The sequence below is a fragment of the Pseudoxanthomonas sp. SE1 genome (assembly GCF_029542205.1).
In the GTDB taxonomy this organism is placed as follows: domain Bacteria; phylum Pseudomonadota; class Gammaproteobacteria; order Xanthomonadales; family Xanthomonadaceae; genus Pseudoxanthomonas_A.
This window is the reverse complement of the sequence record NZ_CP113783.1, coordinates 1,989,362-2,011,745: the sequence shown is the minus strand read 5'-3', so window position 1 is coordinate 2,011,745 and position 22,384 is coordinate 1,989,362. Positions and strand designations below refer to the sequence as shown.

The 22,384-nt window shown below is 65.3% G+C and carries 20 protein-coding genes; 12 read left to right on the top strand and 8 right to left on the bottom strand.

The genetic code is table 11. The annotated features are described in order from the left end of the window. The first annotated feature begins 5 nt into the window (after window positions 1-5). The 4 genes from OY559_RS09480 (at window position 6) to OY559_RS09465 (ending at window position 2,787) form a co-directional block, all read left to right on the top strand. On the top strand, window positions 6-1,133 hold the full coding sequence (locus tag OY559_RS09480) for a GNAT family N-acetyltransferase (protein WP_277729803.1): 1,128 nt from the start codon (window positions 6-8) through the stop codon (window positions 1,131-1,133). Window positions 1,134-1,174: 41 nt separating this feature from the next. Then, on the top strand, window positions 1,175-1,921 hold the full coding sequence (aat, locus tag OY559_RS09475) for a leucyl/phenylalanyl-tRNA--protein transferase (protein WP_277729802.1): 747 nt from the start codon (window positions 1,175-1,177) through the stop codon (window positions 1,919-1,921). 87 nt (window positions 1,922-2,008) lie between these two features. Continuing rightward, a complete protein-coding gene (gene infA, locus OY559_RS09470) occupies window positions 2,009-2,227 on the top strand; it encodes a translation initiation factor IF-1 (RefSeq protein WP_055943174.1) in 219 nt (72 codons plus the stop codon). Window positions 2,228-2,424: 197 nt separating this feature from the next. After that, window positions 2,425-2,787, top strand: a complete 363-nt coding sequence (locus OY559_RS09465) for a hypothetical protein (protein ID WP_277729801.1) — start codon at window positions 2,425-2,427, stop codon at window positions 2,785-2,787. Between the two features lie 68 nt (window positions 2,788-2,855). On the opposite strand, the gene clpA is transcribed toward OY559_RS09465, so the two are convergent. Together clpA and clpS are read right to left on the bottom strand one after the other, a co-directional pair. Then, window positions 2,856-5,135, bottom strand: coding sequence for an ATP-dependent Clp protease ATP-binding subunit ClpA (clpA, locus tag OY559_RS09460; RefSeq protein WP_277729800.1), 2,280 nt, complete (start codon window positions 5,133-5,135; stop codon window positions 2,856-2,858). 151 nt (window positions 5,136-5,286) lie between these two features. Beyond that, on the bottom strand, window positions 5,287-5,607 hold the full coding sequence (gene clpS / locus OY559_RS09455) for an ATP-dependent Clp protease adapter ClpS (RefSeq protein ID WP_277729799.1): 321 nt from the start codon (window positions 5,605-5,607) through the stop codon (window positions 5,287-5,289). Between the two features lie 98 nt (window positions 5,608-5,705). On the opposite strand from clpS, the gene OY559_RS09450 reads away from it, so the two are divergent. From OY559_RS09450 to hflD, 4 genes are read left to right on the top strand one after another with little or no spacing between them, the layout of a single operon-like run. Beyond that, window positions 5,706-6,188 carry a hypothetical protein gene (locus tag OY559_RS09450; RefSeq protein ID WP_277729798.1) on the top strand — a complete coding sequence of 161 codons (483 nt, stop codon included), beginning with the start codon at window positions 5,706-5,708 and terminating at the stop codon, window positions 6,186-6,188. Then, the gene (locus OY559_RS09445; protein WP_277729797.1) at window positions 6,189-6,650 is read left to right on the top strand and encodes an NUDIX hydrolase; all 462 of its coding nucleotides are present in this window, start codon (window positions 6,189-6,191) and stop codon (window positions 6,648-6,650) included. Beyond that, complete coding sequence (gene mnmA, locus OY559_RS09440) at window positions 6,647-7,765, top strand: tRNA 2-thiouridine(34) synthase MnmA (RefSeq protein ID WP_277729796.1); 1,119 nt, start codon at window positions 6,647-6,649, stop codon at window positions 7,763-7,765. Before OY559_RS09445 ends, mnmA begins: the two co-directional genes overlap by 4 nt. Beyond that, window positions 7,762-8,373, top strand: coding sequence for a high frequency lysogenization protein HflD (gene hflD / locus OY559_RS09435; protein WP_277729795.1), 612 nt, complete (start codon window positions 7,762-7,764; stop codon window positions 8,371-8,373). The genes mnmA and hflD overlap by 4 nt, the downstream gene beginning before the upstream one ends. A 63-nt stretch (window positions 8,374-8,436) precedes the next feature. On the opposite strand, the gene acnB is transcribed toward hflD, so the two are convergent. The 3 genes from acnB to OY559_RS09420 are packed head-to-tail and all read right to left on the bottom strand — an operon-like array spanning window position 8,437 to window position 11,685. Then, a complete protein-coding gene (acnB, locus tag OY559_RS09430) occupies window positions 8,437-11,028 on the bottom strand; it encodes a bifunctional aconitate hydratase 2/2-methylisocitrate dehydratase (protein WP_277729794.1) in 2,592 nt (863 codons plus the stop codon). A gap of 52 nt (window positions 11,029-11,080) precedes the next feature. Continuing rightward, window positions 11,081-11,482: a type II toxin-antitoxin system VapC family toxin gene (locus OY559_RS09425; protein ID WP_277729793.1), complete on the bottom strand. Its 402-nt coding sequence runs from the start codon at window positions 11,480-11,482 to the stop codon at window positions 11,081-11,083. Then, window positions 11,479-11,685 carry an AbrB/MazE/SpoVT family DNA-binding domain-containing protein gene (locus OY559_RS09420; RefSeq protein ID WP_277729792.1) on the bottom strand — a complete coding sequence of 69 codons (207 nt, stop codon included), beginning with the start codon at window positions 11,683-11,685 and terminating at the stop codon, window positions 11,479-11,481. Before OY559_RS09420 ends, OY559_RS09425 begins: the two co-directional genes overlap by 4 nt. A gap of 231 nt (window positions 11,686-11,916) precedes the next feature. Here OY559_RS09420 and acnA point away from each other — a divergent pair, with 231 nt between their 5' ends. Both acnA and OY559_RS09410 read left to right on the top strand, forming a co-directional pair. After that, window positions 11,917-14,685 (top strand): aconitate hydratase AcnA, encoded by a 2,769-nt coding sequence (gene acnA / locus OY559_RS09415; RefSeq protein ID WP_277729791.1) that lies wholly within the window; start codon window positions 11,917-11,919, stop codon window positions 14,683-14,685. 234 nt (window positions 14,686-14,919) lie between these two features. Continuing rightward, on the top strand, window positions 14,920-15,399 hold the full coding sequence (locus OY559_RS09410) for an LppP/LprE family lipoprotein (protein ID WP_277729790.1): 480 nt from the start codon (window positions 14,920-14,922) through the stop codon (window positions 15,397-15,399). On the opposite strand, the gene OY559_RS09405 is transcribed toward OY559_RS09410, so the two are convergent. Next, on the bottom strand, window positions 15,400-15,795 hold the full coding sequence (locus tag OY559_RS09405) for a nuclear transport factor 2 family protein (protein ID WP_277729789.1): 396 nt from the start codon (window positions 15,793-15,795) through the stop codon (window positions 15,400-15,402). 161 nt (window positions 15,796-15,956) lie between these two features. On the opposite strand from OY559_RS09405, the gene OY559_RS09400 reads away from it, so the two are divergent. After that, on the top strand, window positions 15,957-17,636 hold the full coding sequence (locus tag OY559_RS09400) for a long-chain fatty acid--CoA ligase (RefSeq protein WP_277729788.1): 1,680 nt from the start codon (window positions 15,957-15,959) through the stop codon (window positions 17,634-17,636). Window positions 17,637-17,901: 265 nt separating this feature from the next. Then, complete coding sequence (locus tag OY559_RS09395) at window positions 17,902-18,768, top strand: crotonase/enoyl-CoA hydratase family protein (RefSeq protein ID WP_277729787.1); 867 nt, start codon at window positions 17,902-17,904, stop codon at window positions 18,766-18,768. A 178-nt stretch (window positions 18,769-18,946) separates the two neighbouring features. On the opposite strand, the gene OY559_RS09390 is transcribed toward OY559_RS09395, so the two are convergent. After that, a complete protein-coding gene (locus OY559_RS09390) occupies window positions 18,947-21,139 on the bottom strand; it encodes an ATP-binding protein (RefSeq protein WP_277729786.1) in 2,193 nt (730 codons plus the stop codon). A gap of 3 nt (window positions 21,140-21,142) precedes the next feature. Beyond that, window positions 21,143-22,282, bottom strand: coding sequence for a cyclic di-GMP phosphodiesterase response regulator RpfG (locus tag OY559_RS09385; RefSeq protein WP_142125418.1), 1,140 nt, complete (start codon window positions 22,280-22,282; stop codon window positions 21,143-21,145). Window positions 22,283-22,384: the final 102 nt, after the last annotated feature.

Sequence of the window (22,384 nt, the reverse complement as noted above, 5' to 3'; positions counted from 1 at the left end):
TGCCGATGACTGCAGTCCGTTTCTTCTCCTCCCTCGTCAACGTGCCTGCATCCGCGTGGGATGCGTTGCACGATGCTCGCAACCCTTTTGTTTCCCATGCGTTCCTGCACGGGCTCGAAACCCAAGGCTGCCTGCGAGAGGAATGGGGCTGGACGCCGCATCACGCAACGGTATGGGACGGAGACCTGCTGGTCGCTGCAGCGCCGGGCTACCTCAAGGAGAACTCGCACGGCGAGTTCGTGTTCGACCACGCCTGGGCGCACGCATACGCGCAGCACGGACTGGACTATTACCCCAAGTGGCTGGGCGGCGTGCCCTACTCGCCTGTCACGGGGCCCCGGCTACTGGCATCGGATCCTGGCCATCGCGCCTTGCTGCTGACATCGATCCAGGACGAAGCGCTGCGGCTGAACCTGTCCTCCGCCCACATCAACTTCCCGACACCTGCCGAGGACGCAGGCTTTCCAGAGGGCTGGCTGCCCCGCATCGACGTGCAGTACCACTGGCGCAATCCTGGACACTGGTGCGACTTTGACGGCTTCCTTGCGGATTTCGACCACAAGCACCGCAAGAACATCCGCCAGGAGCGCGCGAAGGTGCATCGCGCCGGTGTGAGCTTCCGGATCGTGCACGGCGATGAGGCCAGCGAGGCCGATCTGCAGGCGGTGTTCGGCTTCTACCTGCGTACCTTCCACGACTACGGCAACCCGCCGGCACTGACGCTGGAATTCCTCCAACATCTCGCCACCTCACTGCCCCGCAACCTGGTGATGTTCCTGGCCGACCACAACGGCCGCGCGATCGCGGGGGCGCTGTGCCTGCGCGGAGGCGACACGCTGTACGGCCGCTACTGGGGCGCGGAGACCGCGTTGCCGGGGCTGCATTTCGAGACCTGCTACTACCAGGGCATCGATTATTGCCTGCGCGAGGGATTGAAGATCTTCGAGCCCGGCGCCCAGGGCGAGCACAAGATCGCGCGCGGATTCCTGCCCACCTTCGTGCACTCGCGTCACTGGATCGCCCGTCCGGACTTCTCCGCAGCCCTGGCCGCCTGGTGCAGTGAAGAAGCCGTGGCCGTACGCCGCTATGTCCGCAGCCTGCAGGCACATGCACCGTTCAAGCATCGCGACTGAACCCGGCGCGTCGCGCCATGAATGCCCCCTACAATCGCGGCATGCGCCAACGGCCGTTCGTCCTGTCTTCCGACCCCTACGCCCCCTTTCCTCACGCGGGCACCGCCATGCGCGAACCGGCCGGGTTGCTGGCGATCGGTGGCGACCTTTCCCTGCCGCGCCTGCTCAACGCCTACCGGCACGGCATCTTCCCGTGGTTCTCGGACGGCCAGCCGCCGCTGTGGTGGTCGCCCGATCCCCGCATGGTGTTCCACACGGACGGCGTACGGCTGTCCTCGCGCTTCCGTCGCGAACTGAAGCGGAGCGCATGGCAGGTCCGCGCGGATACCTGCTTCGAGCAGGTCATCACGGCCTGCGCGCAATCGCCAAGACCGGGACAGCACGGCACCTGGATCACGTCGGGCATGCGGCAGGCCTACATCGACCTGCACCGGCAGGGGCACGCGCACTCGGTGGAAGTCTTCGATGGCGACCGCCTGGCCGGCGGTATCTATGGCGTGGCGATCGGCCGGATGTTCTTCGGCGAAAGCATGTTCAGCCATCTATCCGGCGCCTCGAAGGTCGCGCTTGCCGCGCTTGCGACGCGCCTGCGTGAGTGGGGCTGGCCGCTGATCGACGCACAGGTGGAAAACGATCACCTCCACTCCCTGGGAGGGTGCCTCGTGCCTCGCGAGACCTTTCTGGAACAGGTCGCCTGCCTGGTCGACCTGCCGACACCGGAAGGCGCCTGGACCGCGCGGTTCGGTGTGCTGCCCACCGCCCTGCTGTCGCAACCCTCGGTGCCATAACGGAATTTTTGCACCCGGGGCCTGGCTGGCGTACAATGCCCGGCTTCATGGCACCCGCCATCTCCTCGCGGCACAGCACAGGCATACATGTCGAAAGACGATTCCATTGAATTCGAAGGCACCGTTGCCGAGACGCTGCCCAACACCATGTTCCGGGTCAAGCTGGAAAACGGCCACGAAATCATCGCCCATATCTCCGGCCGCATGCGCAAGAACTACATCCGCATCCTGACCGGCGACAAGGTGAAGGTCGAAATGACCCCCTACGACCTCACCAAGGGTCGAATCACCTATCGCATGAAGTAATTCACGCAACTATTTGATTTGAAAGCGGCCAATGGCCGCTTTCTGCGTTTATGCGCCCGTGCGAAGGCGCGGGTGGGGATGCCATGACTTCCGGCACCGGGTCGCTGGTAAGGACCACCAACGGCAGATTTGAAAGCGGGGACCGATGCGTAGCGTGACCGTAGCCAATTCCGGCTGCCAACGCTTCGAGCGGTGCCATGAACCCACGTCTTCTTCCCTCCCTGCTGTTCGTTGCCGGCCTGGCCCCCTTGGCGGCACAGGCGGGCGAGCCGGTCACCGCGTGCGTGAGCCTGGGCAACGACCAGGAAATCATCCGGGCCGGCAGTGGTGAGCAGTTCTATCTGCGTGACGGCCAGAGCCACTACCGGGTCGCATTCCGGAACAGCTGTGCCGCCATCACCATGACGCCCACCGTGGAAATCTCCACGAATGGCCAGCTGGGTCAACTATGCCCGCAGGACACCGAAGTGATGACGAAGCGCGGCAACTGCCGCGTCAGCGCCGTGGAGCAGATCACAGCCGATGAGTTCGCTGCCCGCAAGCGACGTGCGCGACAGTAAGGACGCCGTAAGGGAAAGGCGGCCCGGAGGCCGCCTTTTCTGACATGGTCGCGTGAGCGTCCGGCCGGCTACACCGTCGCCGGCAACAGCCTTTCCGGTTCAGCCTGCGCATCGACCACCAGTTCGCCATCGCGTACGTCGATGCTGACCCGGCCGCCCTCCACCAGCTTGCCGAACAGCAGCTCGTCGGCCAGCGGACGCTTCACCTTGTCCTGGATCAGGCGGGCCATCGGGCGCGCGCCCATCAGGGGATCGAAGCCGTGCTGCGCCAGCCAGTCGCGTGCCGCCGGCGTGGCGGACAGGCTGACGTGCTTCTCCTGCAGCAGCATTTCCAGTTCGATGACGAACTTGTCCACCACGCGCAGGATGTGCTCGAAGCCCAGCCCCTGGAACTGCACGATGGCATCCAGCCGGTTGCGGAATTCAGGGGTGAAACTACGACGGATCACTTCCATCGCGTCCGTCGAATGATCCTGCTGCATGAAGCCGATCGTGCGGCGTGAGGCCTGCGCCGCACCGGCGTTGGTCGTCATCACCAGGATGACGTTCTTGAAGTTCGCCTCGCGACCGTTGGTATCGGTCAGTACGCCGCGGTCCATGACCTGCAGCAGGATGTTGAAGATGTCGGGATGCGCCTTCTCCACCTCGTCCAGCAGCAGCACGCAGTGGGGTGTCTTGACGATCTTCTCGGTCAGCAGGCCGCCCTGGTCGAAGCCGACGTAGCCCGGCGGCGCACCGATCAGGCGGCTGACCGAATGCGGCTCCATGTACTCGGACATGTCGAAGCGGACCAGTTCGATGCCCAGCTGCAGCGCGAGCTGCTTGGTCACCTCGGTCTTGCCCACGCCCGTCGGACCGGCGAACAGGAAGTTGCCGATGGGCTTCTCCGGGTTGGCCAGGCCGCTGCGCGCCAGCTTGATGGACGATGCCAGCGTTTCGATGGCGGGGTCCTGCCCGAAGATGACCATCTTCAGGTTGCGCTCCAGATGCTGCAGCACGTCCTTGTCGGACGAGGACACCTGCTTGGCCGGGATGCGCGCCATCTTGGCGACGATGGTTTCGATCTCCTCTACGTCGATCAGTTCCTTGCGCGTTTCCAGCGGCAGCAGGCGCTGGCGTGCGCCGGCCTCGTCGATGACATCGATGGCCTTGTCCGGCAGCAGGCGATCGCCGATGTGCTTCACCGACAGATCGACGGCCGCCTGCAGTGCGTCATCGGCATAGGTCACGCCGTGGTGCGCCTCGTACTTGGGCTTCAGGCCCTGCAGGATTTCGTAGGTCTCGCCCACCGTCGGCTCGACGATGTCGATCTTCTGGAAGCGACGGGCCAGTGCCCTGTCCTTCTCGAAAATGCCGCGGTACTCCTGGAACGTGGTCGAACCAATGCAGCGCAGGTCGCCCGACGCCAGCGCCGGCTTGATCAGGTTCGAGGCATCCATCGTGCCGCCGCTGGCCGAGCCGGCGCCGATGATGGTGTGGATCTCGTCGACGAACAGGATGGCGCCGGGGATCTTCTTGATCGCCGCCAGCACGCCCTTCAGGCGCTTCTCGAAGTCGCCGCGGTACTTGGTGCCGGCGACCAGCGCGCCGAGATCCAGCGAGTAGATGACCGCGTCCAGCAGGACCTCGGGCACCTCGCCTTCGACGATGCGCTTGGCCAGGCCCTCGGCGAGCGCGGTCTTGCCCACGCCGGCTTCGCCGACGTAGAGCGGGTTGTTCTTGCGGCGGCGGCACAGGACCTGGATGGTCCGCTCGATCTCGTCGCCACGGCCGACCAGCGGATCGATCCTGCCCTGGCGCGCCATGTCGTTGAGGTTGGTGGCGAATTCGGTCAGGGCGTCGCCCTTGCCTTCCCCCTCGCCCGCCTCGGCCTTGCCTTCGCCTTCCGGCTGACCTGTCCCCTCGTTCTCTTCGCCCTGTTTGGCGATGCCGTGGGACAGGTAGTTGACGATATCCAGCCGCGTCACGTCCTGCTGGTTGAGGAAATAGACTGCGTGCGAGTCCTTTTCACCGAAGATGGCGACCAGCACGTTGGCGCCGGTGACCTCTTTCTTGCCCGACGACTGCACGTGGTAGACCGCGCGCTGCAGCACGCGCTGGAACCCCAGCGTCGGCTGCGTGTCGCGGCCATCGTCTTCCGCCAACCGCGAAACCGACGCTTCGATCGCCTGCTCCAGATCGGCGCGCAGGCGATTGGCGTCGGCACCCGTAGCCTTCAGGACGGCCTGCGCCGAGGGATTTTCCAGCAGCGCGAGCAACAGGTGCTCGACCGTCATGAATTCGTGCCGTGCTTCGCGGGCGCGCTTGTAGCACTGGCCGATGGTTTGCTCGAGGTCTTTACTGAACATGATTGCCTCCGGGGCCTATGCCGACAATATGCGGCTTGGCGGGCGGTTTTCCATCACCCTACCGGATTTCAGTGTTCAGGGATCGTTGCCTTGTACTCCACAGCGGCGCCCCCACACCGTTTCCGTCCCGGCAAGCCTGCGCCGGACCCCCTCAGGACTTCTCCATCGTGCACAGCAGGGGATGCTGGTTCATACGGGAAAACTCGTTGACCTGGGCCACCTTGGATTCGGCCACCTCCCGCGTGTAGACGCCGCAGACGCCACGTCCACGGGTATGCACATGCAGCATCACCTGGGTCGCCTTTTCCAGGTCCATGGCAAAGAACTGCTGCAGGACGGTCACCACGAAGTCCATCGGCGTGTAGTCGTCGTTGAGCAACAGTACCTGGTACAGGGGGGGCGGCGCGACCTCGGGCCGGCTGGTCTCCACCATCAGGCCATGGTCGCGTTCGGTTTCGTTCTTTCGGGACATGAGCGAATTATAGGCGTGGAAGCCGGCCCTCGCCGCCCGCATGGACGCCATGCGTGACCCCGGCCACAATGCGCCTTCCGAATACTGCCGAGCCGACCATGAAACCTGCGCTGTCCCGTTTGTCCTCCGCTGCCCTGCTGTGCGCCACTGCGATCGCGACGCCCGTGTTCGCAGCCGACGCCTCGGTGGACGCCCGGCTGACGGCGCGCGGGATCCAGTTCGAAGTGGACGCCGACGGCGACTACAAGGTCACCTATTCCTACAAGCAGGAGAATCGGACCCAGCTGGTGTTCGTCTCCGGCCGCACCGAACACGTCAACGGCATCAGCATCCGCGAGGTGTTTTCGCCGGCCGGCCGCGTCGCCGCCGACGGCATCGATGGCGCCAAGGCGCTCGCGCTGATGGCGGACAGCCGCACCAAGAAGCTGGGCAGCTGGGAGCTGTCGGGCGACGTGCTGTACTTCGTCATCAAGCTGCCCGACAGCGTGGACGGCGCTGCGCTGGAAGCGGCGATGGACATCGCGGCGGAAACGGCGGACAACGAGGAAATCGAGCTCTCCGGCGATAAGGACGAACTGTAAGTGAGCTACCGCGAGGGACGCTTCTGGCAGCCTGACGTGACCGTGGCCACGGTGGTGGTCCGCGACGGCAAGCTGTTGATGGTGGAAGAGCGTGCGCAGGGTCGACTCGTGTTCAACCAGCCGGCTGGCCACCTGGAACCCGACGAAAGCCTGCTGGAGGCCGCCCGCCGCGAGACCCTCGAGGAAACCGGCTGGGAGGTCGAACTGACCGCCTTCGTGGGTGCCTATCAATGGAAAGCGGAGACGGGGCGGCACTACCTGCGCTTCGCCTTCGCCGCCGAGCCGGTGCGCCATCTGCCGGACCGTCCGCTCGACGACGGCATCGTGCAGGCCGTATGGCTGACCCCGGCCGAACTGCAGGCCCGATCCGACCGCCACCGCAGCCCGCTGGTGTGGCAGGTCGTGCAGGACTTCCTCTCGGGACGTCGCTCGCCCCTGTCCACGCTGCAGCAGATCGCATGAGCCCGCCACGCGTCATCGTGGGCGTCTCGGGCGGCGTGGATTCGTCCGTCGCCGCTCTTGAACTGGTGCGTCAGGGCGAATCCGTCGCGGGCCTGTTCATGCAGAACTGGGCCGATGACGGCTCCGGCGATTGTCGCGCCGAAGACGACCGGCGCGACGCGGTCGCCGTCTGCGGCCGGCTCGGGATTCCGTTCCACTTCCGCGACTTTTCGAGCGAATACTGGCAGGGCGTGTTCGAACACTTCCTGGCCGAGTACGCCGCGGGCCGCACGCCCAACCCCGATGTGCTCTGCAATCGCGAAGTGAAGTTCAAGCACTTCCTCGATGCCGCCCGCGACCTGGGCGCCGAGAAGATCGCCACCGGCCACTACGCGCGCGTGGACCGGGTGGACGGACGTTGGCGGCTGCTGCGCGGCGTGGACCGCAGCAAGGACCAGAGCTACTTCCTGCACCAGTTGGGCCAGGCGCAGCTGTCGGCCACGCTGTTTCCCATTGGCCAGTTGCAGAAATCGGACCTGCGCCGCATCGCACGCGACGCCGGCCTGCAGACGCATGACAAGAAGGACTCCACCGGCATCTGCTTCATCGGCGAGCGCGATTTCCGCGAGTTCCTGGGACGCTATCTGCCGGCCCGCGGAGGCGAGATGCGCGACCCGCAGGGCCAGGTGATCGGGGAGCATCCGGGGGTGTTCTATTTCACGCTGGGCCAGCGGGAAGGCCTGCAGATCGGCGGTGTGCGGGGCCGGCCCCAGGCACCCTGGTATGTCGTGGGCAAGGACGTCGTCCACAATGTGCTGTACGTCGACCAAGACACCCAGAGTCCCTACCTGATGTCCACGCGCCTGTGGACAGAATCGGCGCACTGGGTCGCCGGCAACCCGCCTGCCGGCCGTTTCACCTGCACGGCGCAGACCCGGTACCGGCAGCCGGACGAACCGTGCGAAGTACGGGTGCTCGACGACGGTACGGTCGCGGTGGAATTCGCCACGCCACAGCGCGCCGTCACGCCCGGGCAGTCACTGGTGCTGTATGACGGCGACGAATGCCTGGGCGGCGCGGTCATCGCGCGCACCGATGCACCTCTTGAATTGAAACTCGCGGAGCAAGCAGCTTGAGCAACAGATATTCCGACCGCGTCCTCGCCCTCGCCGGGTTGGCACAGGCGCTGCACCAGGTGCGACGCATCGCCGAAACCGGTCAGTCCGAGGGATCTGCCGTGCAGGCCGCCCTGGACAGCGTGTTCCGCATCGATGCCGCGTCGCCTGCAGAGGTCTACGGCAGCGTGGCCGGGGTCGCGCCCGGCCTGCGCGTCCTGCGCAGCTATCTGGCGAAAGAAGCCCACGACGAAGCCCTGCCCCGCCTGGCGATGGCGGTGCTGCAACTGGAGCGTCGCTTCGTGCGCGAGAACGACACGGTGCATGCGGTCACACGCGGACTGGGCGAGATCGCGCCCCGCGCCGGACAGCAGGGCAGCACGCATCCGGACGTGCTGTCCGCGCTGGGCGGGCTGTACGCCGACACCATCAGCCACCTGCGCCCGCGTGTGATGGTCCAGGGCAATCCGCATTACCTGGGCCAGCCCGGCGTAGTGGCCGAGATCCGCGCGATCCTGCTGGCCGCGGTGCGCTCGGCCGTGCTGTGGCGGCAGTTGGGCGGGTCGATGTGGGATTTCGTACTCGGCCGCCGGCAGATGCTGGAGGCGGTGGAGGACTGGCTGGCCTGATCCTGTGGAACGTGCAGGAAAAAGGCCCGGCATTGCCGGGCCTTTTTGTTTCCTGCCGGAGGATCAGGCGGCGACCGTCTTCGCCACGTCCTGGTATTCCTCGATCTGGTCGAAGTTCATGTAGCGGTAGATCTCGGCGCCCTTCTCGTTGATCACGCCGATGTCGGCCATGTATTCGGCCTTGGTCGGGATCTTGCCCAGGCGCGAACAGATCGCCGCGAGTTCCGCCGAACCCAGGAACACGTTGGAGTTGCGGCCCAGGCGGTTCGGGAAGTTGCGGGTCGAGGTGGAGAACACCGTCGCGCCCTCGCGCACCTGCGCCTGGTTGCCCATGCACAACGAGCAGCCCGGCATTTCCATGCGCGCACCGGCGGTGCCGAACGTGCCGTAGTGGCCTTCCTTGGTCAGCTCCGACGCGTCCATCTTGGTCGGCGGCGCGACCCACAGGCGGGTCGGGATGTCGCGCTTGCCTTCCAGCAGCTTGGCGGCCGCACGGAAGTGGCCGATGTTGGTCATGCACGAGCCGATGAAGACTTCATCGATCTGCGTGCCGGCGACATCGGACAGCGTCTTCACGTCGTCCGGATCATTCGGGCAGGCCAGCAGCGGCTCGTGCACCTCGGCCAGGTCGATCTCGATGACGGCGGCATACTCGGCGTCGGCATCCGGCTCCAGCAGCTGCGGGTCGGCCAGCCATTCCTCCATCTTCTTGATGCGTCGGGCCAGCGAACGGGCGTCGGCATAGCCTTCGGCGATCATCCACTTCAGCAGCGTGATGTTGCTGGTCAGGTACTCGATGATCGGCTCCTTGTTCAGGCGCACGGTGCAGCCCGCGGCCGAACGCTCGGCCGACGCATCGGACAGTTCGAACGCCTGCTCCACCTTCAGGTCCGGCAGGCCTTCGATCTCGAGGATGCGGCCGGAGAAGATGTTCTTCTTGCCCTGCTTGGCGACCGTCAGCAGCCCCGACTTGATGGCGTAGTACGGGATCGCGTTGACGAGGTCACGCAGGGTGACGCCGGGCTGCATTTCGCCCTTGAAGCGGACCAGCACCGATTCCGGCATATCCAGCGGCATCACGCCGGTGGCCGCGGCGAACGCGACCAGGCCGGAGCCGGCCGGGAACGAGATGCCCACCGGGAAGCGCGTATGCGAGTCGCCGCCGGTACCGACGGTGTCGGGCATCAGCATGCGGTTGAGCCAGCTGTGGATCACGCCATCGCCCGGACGCAGCGAGATGCCGCCGCGGGTGGAAATGAATTCCGGCAGCGTGTGGTGCGTCTTCACGTCGACCGGCTTCGGATAGGCCGCGGTGTGGCAGAAGGACTGCATCACCAGGTCGGCCGAGAAGCCCAGGCAGGCCAGGTCCTTCAGCTCGTCGCGGGTCATCGGGCCGGTGGTGTCCTGCGAACCCACCGAGGTCATCTTCGGCTCGCAGTACGCGCCCGGACGCACGCCCTGACCTTCCGGCAGGCCGCAGGCGCGGCCGACCATCTTCTGCGCCAGCGAAAAACCCTTGCCGCTGTCGACCGGCTGCTGCGGCTGGCGGAACAGGTCCGTCGCCGGCAGCTTCAGCGCTTCGCGCGCCTTCGCGGTCAGACCGCGGCCAATGATCAGCGGGATGCGGCCACCGGCACGCACTTCGTCGAACAGCACGTCGGACTTCACCTGGAACTCGGCGATCACTTCACCGTCCTTCAGCGCCTTGCCCTCGTACGGACGCAGTTCGACCACGTCGCCATGGTTCATCTGCGACACGTCGAGTTCGATCGGCAACGCACCCGCGTCTTCCATCGTGTTGTAGAAGATCGGGGCGATCTTGCTGCCCAGGCAGACGCCGCCGAAACGCTTGTTCGGGATGAACGGGATGTCCTCGCCGGTGAACCACAGCACGCTGTTGGTCGCCGACTTGCGCGAGGAGCCGGTGCCGACCACGTCGCCGACGTAGGCGACCAGGTGGCCCTTGTCCTTCAGCGACAGGATTTCCTGGATCGGCCCGCGCTTGCCGTCTTCTTCCGGCACGAACGGCGCGTCGGGGCGCTTGTTCTTCAGCATCGCCAGCGCGTGCAGCGGGATGTCGGGACGTGTGGTCGCGTCCGGTGCCGGCGACAGGTCGTCGGTGTTCGTCTCGCCGGGCACCTTGAAGACGGTGACGGTCAGGCTGTGCGGCACTTCCGGCTTGCTGGTGAACCATTCGGCGTCGGCCCAGCTCTTCAACACGGCCTGCGCGTGGGCGTTGCCCTGCTCCGCCTTCTCCTGCACGTCGTGGAAGCTGTCGAACATCAGCAGCGTGTGCTTCAGGCCTTCGGCGGCGGTCGCGCCGAGTTGGGCGTTGTCCAGCAGGTCGATCAACGGGTGGATGTTGTAGCCGCCCAGCATCGTGCCCAGCAGCTCGGTGGCGCGCTGCGGGGTGATCAGCGGGGTCTTCTCGGTGCCGAAGGCTACGGCGGCCAGGTAGGAGGCCTTGACCTTGGCGGCGTCGTCGACGCCGGCGGGCACGCGGTGGGTGATCAGGTCGACCAGGAAGTCTTCTTCGCCGGCCGGCGGGTTCTTCAGCAGTTCGATGACCTCGGCCGTCTGCTGTGCCGTCAGCGGCAGCGGCGGGATGCCCAGCGCGGCGCGCTCGGCTACGTGGTGGCGATAGGCTTCCAGCATGGATGACTCCGGTCGTTCGATGGTGCGGTGGAAAGGGAAATCGGGGTGCTGCTTATTCGCTCGCGGGCACGATCAGTTTCAGGCCCTTGAAATAGTCGCGGTGGAAAGCGGTATCGAAGGTGATCAGGCCGTCGCACTGCAACAGCGCGTGCGCGCCCACCAGGAAGTCGGCGATCGGTCGCACCTCGCCGGAGCGCTGGCGGTGCCGGCGATGCATCTCGCCCGCCCGCACGGCGGACTTGGCTTCGACGGGATTGAAATGGACGCCCATTTCCTCGATGGCAGCCAAGGCATCCGCACCGTTGCGCAGGGAAGCGCACAGCTGCGCCAGCGCGGCATCGCAGACGACCACGCGCCCACTGCCCAGGCTCTGCCGCAGGCCGGCTTCCACGGCGTCCGCGCGCAGGCCATCGGTCAGCAGTTCGATCAGGACCGGGGCGTCGACGGCGATCATTCGCTGGGCGTGCCCTTGGCGGCTTCGCTGTCGAGGGAGAACTTGCCACGCACGCGCGAGATCGCGTCGTCCACGCTCTTCCGCAACACGATGCGGCTACCTTCCAGCTCGACCTTCAGCACGCTGCCCTTGGTCAGGCCCAGCGCATCGCGCACGGCCTTGGGCAGGGTGATCTGTCCGCGTTCGGCAACGGTGGCTTCCATCAGCGGGCCCTCTTGAGTATGGAGGAATTATACATACTTCCTTAGGCATACCCCAGTACAGGAGCCCGCCGCGCCACCCCGGTCGCCGCCCGTCCCGGACTTCGGCTTTGGTCGGGTCACGACAGTCTCAGTCTTGGCGGATAATCCGGGCAAGCCTCGACAAGACGCACAGGAACCAAGCCTTATGCTGGTCCTGCGCCCCTTCCCCCAACAGCTACAGGAGCCTCCGCGATGAGTGATTCCTTCGCCACCCGCCGTACCCTGGACGTGAACGGCACGTCCTACACGTATTTCAGCCTGCCGGCCCTGGCCGAGCGGCTGGACCCGAAGGGCGGCCTCGCCCGCCTGCCCTACTCGCTGAAGATCCTGCTGGAGAACCTGCTCCGCTGCGAGGACGGAGTCACGGTGCTCCCCGAGCACATCCAGGCCGTGGCCCAGTGGCAGGCCACCCAGGAACCGGATACCGAGATCGCCTTCATGCCGGCCCGCGTGGTGCTGCAGGACTTCACGGGAGTCCCCTGCGTCGTCGACCTGGCGGCCATGCGCGACGCGGTGGTGAAACTCGGCGGCAATGCCGACCAGATCAACCCGCTGATCCCCTCCGAACTGGTCATCGACCACTCGGTGCAGGTGGACGTGTTCGGTAGCGCGGATGCGCTGGACCTCAACGGGAAGATCGAGTTCGACCGCAACAAGGAGCGCTACGGTTTCCTGCGCTGGGGCCAGAAGGCGTTCGACAACTTCAAGGTGGTGCCCCCGAACACCGGCATCGTCCACCAGGTGAACCTGGAGAACCTCGCGCGCGTGGTGATGACCGGCGAGCAGGATGGCCAGGCCATCGCCTATCCCGACACAGTCTTCGGCACCGACAGCCACACCACCATGATCAACGGCATCGGCGTGCTCGGCTGGGGTGTGGGCGGCATCGAAGCGGAGGCCGCGATGCTGGGACAGCCGTCGTCGATGCTGATCCCCCAGGTCGTCGGCTTCAAGCTGACCGGCAGGCTGCCCGAGGGCGCCACCGCCACCGACCTGGTGCTCACCGTCACCCAGATGCTGCGCAAGCTGGGCGTGGTGGGCAAGTTCGTCGAGTTCTACGGCGACGGCCTGCAGCACCTGCCGCTGGCCGACCGCGCCACCATCGGCAACATGGCACCGGAGTACGGTGCGACCTGCGGCATCTTCCCGATCGACACCGAGTCCTTGACCTACCTGCGCCTGTCCGGACGCAGCGAGGACCAGATCGCGCTGGTCGAGGCCTATGCCAAGGCGCAGGGCCTGTGGCACGACGCCAGCAGTCCGCACGCCGAATACAGCGCCACGCTGCACCTGGACATGGGCGACGTGAAGCCCTCGCTGGCCGGCCCCAAGCGCCCGCAGGACCGGGTGTTGTTGCAGGACATGAAGCAGAACTTCCGCGACAACCTGGTTCCCTTCGTCGATGCGCGCCGCAAGCGCATCGATCTGGTGCAGGAGGATCGCCTGAAGAATGAAGGCGGTGGCGGCACCGCCGTGGGCGCCCACGAGGCCGCGCACGAATCTTCGCCGGACAGCGGCGCCGGCTGGAAGCTGCAGGATGGGTCGGTCGTCATCGCCGCCATCACGTCCTGCACCAACACCTCCAATCCCGCCGTCATGCTGGGGGCCGGCCTGCTCGCCCGCAATGCCGTGGCCAAGGGATTGAAAGCGCAGCCCTGGGTCAAGACATCGCTCGGCCCGGGGTCGCGCGTGGTCACCGACTACCTGGAGAAGGCCGGCGTGCTGTCCGACCTGGAGAAGCTCGGTTTCTACGTGGTCGGCTATGGCTGCACCACCTGCATCGGCAATTCCGGCCCGCTGCCCGACGACGTGTCGGCCGCCATCGCCAAGGGCGACCTGGTGGTCGCCTCGGTGCTGTCGGGCAACCGCAACTTCGAGGGCCGCGTGCACCCCGAAGTGAAAATGAACTACCTCGCAAGCCCGCCGCTGGTAGTGGCCTACGCCATTGCCGGCACCACCGACATCGACCTGACCACCCAGCCGTTGGGCACCGGCGGCGATGGCCAGCCGGTCTACCTGAAGGACATCTGGCCCACCAACAAGGAAATCGGCGACTTCATCGCGCGCACGGTGGGGCCGGAGATGTTCGCGAAGAACTATGCCGACGTGTTCAAGGGCGACAGCCGGTGGAACACGATCGCCTCACCCGATGGCGCGCTCTACGCCTGGGATGGCGGCTCGACCTACATCAAGAATCCGCCCTATTTCGATGGCATGTCGATGGACGTGGGCAACATCGACGATGTGCATGGCGCGCGCGTGCTCGGGTTGTTCGGCGATTCCATCACCACCGACCACATCTCGCCAGCAGGCAACATCAAGAAGGATTCGCCGGCCGGGCGCTTCCTCCAGCAACGCGGTGTGCAGCCGGTGGACTTCAACAGCTACGGCAGTCGCCGCGGCAACGACGACGTGATGGTGCGCGGGACCTTCGCCAACATCCGCATCAAGAACCTGATGTTCGGCGGCGAGGAAGGCGGCAACACGCTGTACTTCGGCAGCACGCCGCCCGAGAAGATGTCCATCTACGACGCCGCAATGAAATACAAGACCGACGGCGTACCGCTGGTGGTCATCGCCGGCAAGGAGTACGGCACCGGCTCGTCGCGCGACTGGGCGGCCAAGGGCACCAACCTGTTGGGCGTGAAGGCGGTGATCGCAGAGAGTTTCGAGCGCATCCATCGCTCCAACCTGGTCGGCATGGGGGTACTCCCGCTGCAATTCGTCGATGGACAGAACGCGCAGTCGCTCGGCCTGGATGGATCGGAGACGTTCGATGTCACCGGTTTGCAGGACGGCGCCGCCAAGGTCGCCACGGTCAGCGCACGCAAGCTCGACGGCACCGAGCTGAAGTTCCAGGCCAAGGTACTGCTGCTGACGCCCAAGGAAGTGGAGTACTTCCGCCATGGCGGGCTGCTGCATTACGTGCTGCGCCAGCTGGCCGCACGCAAGGCTGCCTGACGCATCCCCGACGGAGTTGCCGGAAGAAAAGAAACAGGGCCGCCTCCGGGCGGCCCTTTTCATGTACAGGAGGGCCGTCCGGACGGGGCTCGTACCCCGGCCCCTCGCGCAATCAGTCCGGCGTCGATCTCGCCTCCACCTGATCTTCGGCAACGGCCTTCGACACGTTGCCGGTCGCACACGCGGGTTGCGTTGTCCCGGAGAGAACCTTCGTTCGACGGCGGGAGCCAGCACGTGAACATCATGATCCTTCGCTCGTGTGTGTTGCTGGCGTCCACCTGCCTCGCAGGCGCCTTGGCCCCCGTCGTGCTCGCAGCGTCGCCTGACGCCGAACAAGCCAGGCGCATCGCCGAGCAGTACGTCGCCGGCAAGCAGTCGGCAGGCGGGAATCCGCAGGAAGGCTATGAGGCGGGCGATGTCGTGGTGAGCGACCTCGACGGCGATGGCCAGGACGAGATCGTCGTTCTGTGGACCATGTACGGCCCCACCTACTGGCACCATGGCGTCGCGGTTCTGGCAAAAAACGGAACGCGCTACGTGCCGGCAGGAGAAACGCAGGAACCCCTGGGCAGCGTGGAAGCCATGACGGTCCGCGAGCGCGTGGTGGAACTCAAGACGAAGTGGCCTGGTCCGGATGATCCACGCTGCTGCCCCACTGTCGCCAGGACGCTCCGCTACCGATGGACACCCGGAAAGCTCACGCCGGTGAAGTGATCACCGGGCGTCCTCCCACTGCGCGTGGTACACACGCCAGTCTCCGTCTTCGCGATGCCAGGCCGTCGTCACCTCGTAGGCGCCGGCCTGCTCGGGCAGGAATCGACCGTTCCCGCCCGTCAGCAATACCTGGAATGCTACCGAAGCACTTTCGCCATCCACCCGCACATCGAGCGGCCCCGTGGTGGCGCCGATGCGCGCATTCGCCAGCGTGTGCATTTTCAGGAGGTTGTGCAACGCAGCATGATCCATGCCGCCATCACCACTGAAGTCACGACTCACGCCGTCCATGAAATCGCCGACGCGGCCCTCTTCCACGGCCGCCTGCATGTCGTCGAACCGTTGCCGCAGCTCCGCCTCGGGTGTATCGGTCGTGCACGCGACCAGGCCCAGCATCAGTCCCAGGAGACACCCGACTCCCTTCCACCTCGATGTCGACATCGAAACCTTCGCCTTTTCCATCCGGAACGGTATGCTCCCGACAGGCGCCCGTGACCGGGCGCTCGCCCACAGTTCGCCGCAAGGCAGCCCGAAGACCCTGGGGAGGGAGCAGAACGATGAGTCAGGAACGTCCGTGGTTCAAGAGTTATCCGCAAGGCGTGCCGCAGGAAGTGGACCTGGAGCAGTACCGCTCCATCGTGTCCGTCTTCGATGAGGCGATCAGCAAGTACCGCGACCGCCCCGCGTTCCGCAACTTCGGCAAGACCCTGACCTACGGCGAGATCGACAAGCTCAGCCGCCAGTTCGCGGCCTACCTGCTCGGCGAACTGAAGCTCAAGAAGGGCGACCGCGTCGCCATCATGATGCCGAACTGCCTGCAATACCCCATCGCCATCTTCGGCGTGCTTCGCGCAGGACTGACGGTCGTCAACGTCAATCCGATGTACACCCCGCGCGAACTGAAGCACCAGTTGGTCGATTCCGGCGCGAGCGTGCTGCTGGTGGTCGACAACTTCGGCAAGACCGCACAGGAGGCCCTCGCGGGCACGCAGGTCAGGCAGGTCGTCACCACGGCGCTGGGCGACCTGGTCGGTTTCCCCAAGGGGGCCATCGTCAACTTCGTGCTGAAGTACGTGAAGAAGATGGTGCCGGATTACGACATCCCCGGCACCGTGCGGTTCAAGGACACGTTGACACTCGGGCAGTTGCATACGCTGCCCGAGGTCGACATCGATTCCGGCGACATCGCCTTCCTGCAGTACACCGGCGGCACCACCGGCGTGGCCAAGGGCGCGATGCTCACGCACCGCAACCTCGTGGCCAACATGCAGCAGGCCGGGGTGTGGGTCGGAACCGGCCTGGACTACGGCAACGAAGTGATCATCACCGCGTTGCCGCTGTACCACATTTTCGCGCTGACGGCGAACTGCCTGGTCTTCATGAAGCTCGGCGGACTGAACCACCTGATCACGAATCCGCGCGACATGCCGGGCTTCGTGAAGGAACTCAAGGCCACCCGCTTCACCGCGATTACCGGCGTCAACACGCTGTTCAATGGCCTGCTCAATACGCCCGGTTTCGATGAAGTCGATTTTTCCAATCTCAAGATGACGCTCGGCGGCGGCATGGCCGTGCAGCGTGCGGTGGCGGAGAAATGGAAGAAGGTCACCGGCGTGACGCTGGTCGAGGCCTACGGGCTGACCGAGACGTCGCCTGCGGCCTGCATCAACCCGATGAACCTGCACGACTACAACGGCGCCATCGGCCTGCCGGTGCCCTCGACCGATGCCTGCCTGAAGGACGACGATGGCAACATCGTGCCTGTCGGCGAGGTCGGCGAACTGTGCATCAAGGGCCCGCAGGTGATGAAGGGCTACTGGCAGCGCCCCGAGGAAACCGCGAACGTCATGGACGCCGATGGCTGGCTGCATACCGGCGACATGGCGAAGATGGACGAGAACGGCTTCTTCTACATCGTCGACCGCAAGAAGGACATGATCCTGGTCTCCGGCTTCAACGTGTATCCGAATGAGGTCGAGGACGTCATCGCCGGCCTGGAAGGAGTGCTTGAAGTCGCCGCGATCGGCGTGCCGGACGACAAGTCGGGTGAAGCCGTGAAGGTCTTCATCGTGAAGAAGAATCCCGACCTCACCGTCGATCAAGTGAAGGCCTACTGCCGCGACAACCTGACCGGCTACAAGCAACCACGCCACATCGAGTTCCGCACGGAGCTGCCCAAGACCAACGTCGGCAAGATCCTGCGCAAGGAATTGCGGGAGCCCTCCAAGGCATCCTGAACCCTGTTCATGTGTCTGAAGAAGGCCGGCCATGTGCCGGCCTTTTTCTTTTTGTTCAGGACTTTAGAGGCGAATTCTAGACGCGCATCACAAATTTTGATGCTGGCATGCCATTGGCGCGCTTTCCCTCGCACAAGCGCGCGCGTGCACTGGATTTTAATTATTCGTTCAGGTGTAGGATCGGCGCGTGATGCCACCTGCGTCACACAAATCCGTCACCCGCTTCCCCTGCCGCGCGGGCAAGAAACCCTCCATGGAGCTCCTCATGAACAACGTCGAAAAACTGCAGCGCACCCGTGCCTTCCCGACCATCCGCGTCGAATCCGAACCCAGCGGTGATGCCCACTGGCTGTACATGCATTCCGATGCCGCACCCGGCGTGCGTCCGTGCTTCCGCAGCCAGATGCTCGACGATGTGCTCAGCTTCACCAACTCGATCACCTTGCGCGAATCGCAGCGCCAGCCCGGCAAGCTGCGTCATCTGGTGATCGCATCCGATGCGAATGCGTTCAACCTTGGCGGCGACCTGGAACTGTTTTCGCAACTGATCCGCGAGAACAACCGCGACCGGCTGCTGAGCTACGCACGCCGCTGCATCGATGGCGTGCACCACCTCAATACCGGCCTCGGCGGCGACGTCCGCACCATCGCATTGATCCAGGGCGACGCCTTGGGTGGCGGCCTTGAGATCGCGCTGTCCTGCCACACGATCGTGGCGGAGGAAGGCGTGGACATGGGACTGCCGGAAGTGCTGTTCGGCCTGTTCCCGGGCATGGGCGCCTATTCCTTCCTGTGCAAGCGCGTGTCGCCGCAGATCGCCGAGAAGATCATCCTGGAAGGCAACATCTACACCAGCGACGAGCTGTACCGGATGGGCGTGGTCGATGTGCTGGTACCGAAGGGCCAGGGTGCTGCCGCCGTGCAGACCATCATCGACAAGCAGCGCCGTTCACCGCACGCGCATCTGGCGCTGAATGCCTGCCGCAACCTCGCCCAGCCGGTGGGTTACGACGAACTGATGGGCATCACCGAAGTGTGGGTGGATACCGCGCTGACCCTGGGCGACAAGTCGTTGAAGATGATGGAACGCATCGTCCGCGCGCAGGAGAAGCGGTCCATCCGCGCCGCCTGAAAGCTGCGCGCGTCGCCTGCTGCAGACTGGCAGGAAAAATCAGGGGGTTGAAGCGCGCCTGAGCGCCTTCAAGGGCGAGTCCGGGTCACCGTACTCGCCAGGGACCATCCATCCCGCAGGTGGATGTCCGACGTCATGCGCTTCGTCGGCCGCCGCTGAACAGCGGCGGATCCGTGCGTCACGATGAAGTGCCCTCGCCGCCTTTCTCGACGGCACCCCGCACGCGTTGCCGCGCATCCAGCGCCGCGCGACCATGGCTGAGGTGCGAGTTGAGTGCCGCCAGGCGGTGCCGCCATTCACGCGTGATCTGCCAGTCGGCCAGGCTCATCATTTCGCCTGCGGCTGCCGCAAGCTTCACCAGGCCCAGGTTGCTGGCCACGCCTTTCAGCGCATGCGCGTGCTCGCGCAGGTGTTCGCCGTCGCCCCGCTCCATCGCATGCGCCATGGCGCCGATGCACCCATCCGCATCGTTGAGACACTGCTCGATGAATTCGCGTTCGAAAGCTTCGCCCATGCCGAGCGCGGTGAGTTCGTCCAGCACGCTGACATCGAGCACGCCGTCAGACACTTCAGCACGTGCGGGCGTGGCCACCGTCGCGGTCGCGGAGACACGACCGGACGTGGCGATGTCCGCCAGCGCGTCCAGCAACCGCGTGGCGACCACGGGCTTGGCGAGGAAAGCACGGGCACCGGCCTGTTCACAGCGCTGGATCGATTCCGGCGTGACATCGGCGCTGAGGATGAGGACCGGCGTGCGACTGCCACTGCCGGCTTCCATCACGCGAAGTTGCTTGAGTAGATCCAGGCCGCTCAGGCCGGGCATGTGCAGGTCGCAGATCACCGCGTCGTAGGATGCCGATTCCAATGCATCGAGGACTTCTTCGCCGCCATTGACGCAGGTGATGCGGTGCCCTGCCTTCTGCAGCAGCCGTTGCACGACCATGCGGTTGGCCTCATGGTCGTCGGCCACCAGGATCTGCATGCTGCGCACGCGCGCACGATGGCGCAGGAACGGATCGGAGAACGCGATGATGTTCTCTGCGCTGGAAGCTTCGGGTTCTTCCTGCAACCATTCGGCATGGCCGTGCACCGCCGGCACCATGACGCGCTCCGGCACCGCTTCGAACGGCAACTCCACCCAGAAGCAGCTGCCGCGCTGTTCGTTGCTCTCGAAGCCGATCGTCCCGCCCATCGCTTCGGTCAACCCCTTGGCGATGGTCGTTCCCAGGCCAGTGCCGCCGTAGCGTCGCGACAGGCTGCCGTCGGCCTGTTCGAACGCCTCGAACAGCCGCTCGCGCAAGGCGACAGGCACGCCGATGCCGGTATCGGTGACGGTGAAGCGCAGGCGCATGTGCTGCCCCTCGACCATCGTCGGCGCGACCGCCACGCGGACTTCGCCCTCATCGGTGAACTTCACCGCATTGCCCGCGAGGTTCAACAGGACCTGGCGCAGATGGCCGGCGTCACCGCGCAGCTTCAACGGGATCGCATCGTCGACATGCCCTTCGTAGCGGACCTGCTTGCCGCGCGCCTGCGGCATCAGGATCAGCCCGATGCTCTCCACCAGCTCGCGCGGCGCGAACTCGACCACGTTCAGCTTGACCTTGCCCGCCTCGATGGCGGAGATATCCAGCACGTCCTCGACCAGGCCCAGCAGCGTACGCGTGGATGCCTGGATCGTGGACAGGCATTCGCGCTGTTCGGCATCCAGGCGCGTGGTCGCCAACAGTTCCGACATGCCCGCCAGGCCATTGAGCGGCGTGCGGAACTCGTGGCTCATGTTCGCCAGGAACCGGCTCTTCGCCTCGTTGGCGCGGCGCGCCTCGTCGGTGGCTCGGGTCAGGTCGCGCAACAGGCCGGAGAGGTACATGGGCACGGCGATCAGGCCAAGCACCAGGCCGACACCCAGGGTCATGTTGCTGCGCCAGTAGTCGTTCATCGCCACCACGGTCGCGAACGCGGCGCTTGCCATCGCAACAGCGACCACCAGGTAGCGGTTGCCATAGCGCAGGCCATTGCCCACCGTGATCCACATCAGTACGACGTACGCCCACGAGAGCGGCTCGCCCATGCCGATCATGGCAGCGGCAAGCAGTCCGTAGTCGGCGATCATGCCCAGCCCGCGACGGACATGGGACTTGCCCGGCTGCACCAGCAGCCAGGCGAAGATGCCAAGACTGTTGACCAGGCCCGAGGTGATGATGGTCAGGACGATGGTGTATTCGTCCGCCGGGAGTGCAGCGCGCGAGGACGGCAGCAGCGCATAGGTCAGGATGATGGAGATCAGCGCGACGCGGATCAGCGCCTGGCCGTGTTCGCTGTCGCCACGATGCGCCAGGCGGGACTTGATCCATGCAAGGACATTGGACATGGCTTACTCCATCCCTGGACGGCTCTGCACCGTCGAGTAGCGTTCACAGATGTCGTCCAGCCGCGCCCGCCCACGGATCAGCGCGTCGACACATGCGGGATCGAACAGGCGACCGCGCTGTGCATACAGATAAGCCAGCGCCGCGTCCTTTTCCCAGGCCTTCTTGTACGGCCGCGGTGAAATCAACGCATCGAAGACATCCGCAACCGCCACTATCCTCGCTTCCAACGGGATCTGCTCACCCACGAGGCCATCGGGGTAGCCGCTGCCGTCATAGCGTTCATGGTGGCGCAATGCGATCAGGGCGCCGGTCTGGATGAAACGGTTCTGGCTGCCCGACAGCAACTGGTGGCCGATCTTCGGGTGGCGACGCATGACATCGGTCTCTTCCGCCGTCAGCGGGCCGGCTTTCATCAGCACCGAATCCGGGATGGCGATCTTGCCCATGTCGTGCAGCGGGGCGGCCATTTCGATGGTGCGTACTTCGTCTTCGGGCAGGCCGAGCTGTTCGGCGATCAGGCCGGCCACATGGGCCATGCGCTCCAGGTACGCACTGGTGCCGCTGTCGCGATATTCGATGGCACGCGCCAGGCGCGACAGCGTTTCGCGCTCGCGCTCCTCGACCTCGTGCATGCTGGACAGCAGGCGCTGCTCCAGCGAGAGCGCACGCTGCTTGACGTTCTCGGATTGCTGGCGGAGCTGCAACAGGTTGCGGCAGCGGGCGCGCAGTTCGCGCGGACGCACCGGCTTGACCAGGAAATCGATGACACCCGCCTCGAGGGCGGCCTGGCGGATGGGTTCGTCGCCCACCACGGTGATCAGGATGATCGCGATGTCGCGATGCATCGGCAGTCGCCGGAAGCGGCGGGCGAATTCCAGCCCGTCCATGCCCGGCATGCGGTAGTCCAGCAGCAGCAGGTCGGTGCGGTTCTTCTCGCACCACTCCAGCGCGGCCAGCGGATCGCCGAAGTCATGGACGGTCAGTTCGGACGCGATGTCCTCGATGACATGGCGCAGCATGGTGCGCGCGGACGTCTGATCGTCGACGATGACGATATTCAAAGCGTTACCCACCCCTTGAGGCCACATCACGTGGCTGTCGGGCAAGGATACTCCGGCGGTGGCAACGCTCGCATCTAACATGTCGGCAGTCCTGTTCGGCGGCGCGGACCCGGGCAGGGTCCGTGATCCACGAAGGGAACCGATGCGAATCCCGGGGCCCCCTCCCCTGATCTCTATCGGCGC

Bases quoted from the DNA above. Each gene is read 5' to 3' on its own strand.
- OY559_RS09480 (WP_277729803.1), top strand. From the start codon at position 6: ATGACTGCAGTCCGTTTCTTCTCCTCCCTCGTCAACGTGCCTGCATCC.
- aat (WP_277729802.1), top strand. From the start codon at position 1,175: ATGCGCCAACGGCCGTTCGTCCTGTCTTCCGACCCCTACGCCCCCTTT.
- infA (WP_055943174.1), top strand. From the start codon at position 2,009: ATGTCGAAAGACGATTCCATTGAATTCGAAGGCACCGTTGCCGAGACG.
- OY559_RS09465 (WP_277729801.1), top strand. From the start codon at position 2,425: ATGAACCCACGTCTTCTTCCCTCCCTGCTGTTCGTTGCCGGCCTGGCC.
- clpA (WP_277729800.1), bottom strand. From the start codon at position 5,135: ATGTTCAGTAAAGACCTCGAGCAAACCATCGGCCAGTGCTACAAGCGC.
- clpS (WP_277729799.1), bottom strand. From the start codon at position 5,607: ATGTCCCGAAAGAACGAAACCGAACGCGACCATGGCCTGATGGTGGAG.
- OY559_RS09450 (WP_277729798.1), top strand. From the start codon at position 5,706: ATGAAACCTGCGCTGTCCCGTTTGTCCTCCGCTGCCCTGCTGTGCGCC.
- mnmA (WP_277729796.1), top strand. From the start codon at position 6,647: ATGAGCCCGCCACGCGTCATCGTGGGCGTCTCGGGCGGCGTGGATTCG.
- acnB (WP_277729794.1), bottom strand. From the start codon at position 11,028: ATGCTGGAAGCCTATCGCCACCACGTAGCCGAGCGCGCCGCGCTGGGC.
- OY559_RS09425 (WP_277729793.1), bottom strand. From the start codon at position 11,482: ATGATCGCCGTCGACGCCCCGGTCCTGATCGAACTGCTGACCGATGGC.
- OY559_RS09420 (WP_277729792.1), bottom strand. From the start codon at position 11,685: ATGGAAGCCACCGTTGCCGAACGCGGACAGATCACCCTGCCCAAGGCC.
- acnA (WP_277729791.1), top strand. From the start codon at position 11,917: ATGAGTGATTCCTTCGCCACCCGCCGTACCCTGGACGTGAACGGCACG.
- OY559_RS09405 (WP_277729789.1), bottom strand. From the start codon at position 15,795: ATGCTGGGCCTGGTCGCGTGCACGACCGATACACCCGAGGCGGAGCTG.
- OY559_RS09400 (WP_277729788.1), top strand. From the start codon at position 15,957: ATGAGTCAGGAACGTCCGTGGTTCAAGAGTTATCCGCAAGGCGTGCCG.
- OY559_RS09395 (WP_277729787.1), top strand. From the start codon at position 17,902: ATGAACAACGTCGAAAAACTGCAGCGCACCCGTGCCTTCCCGACCATC.
- OY559_RS09390 (WP_277729786.1), bottom strand. From the start codon at position 21,139: ATGTCCAATGTCCTTGCATGGATCAAGTCCCGCCTGGCGCATCGTGGC.
- OY559_RS09385 (WP_142125418.1), bottom strand. From the start codon at position 22,282: ATGTTAGATGCGAGCGTTGCCACCGCCGGAGTATCCTTGCCCGACAGC.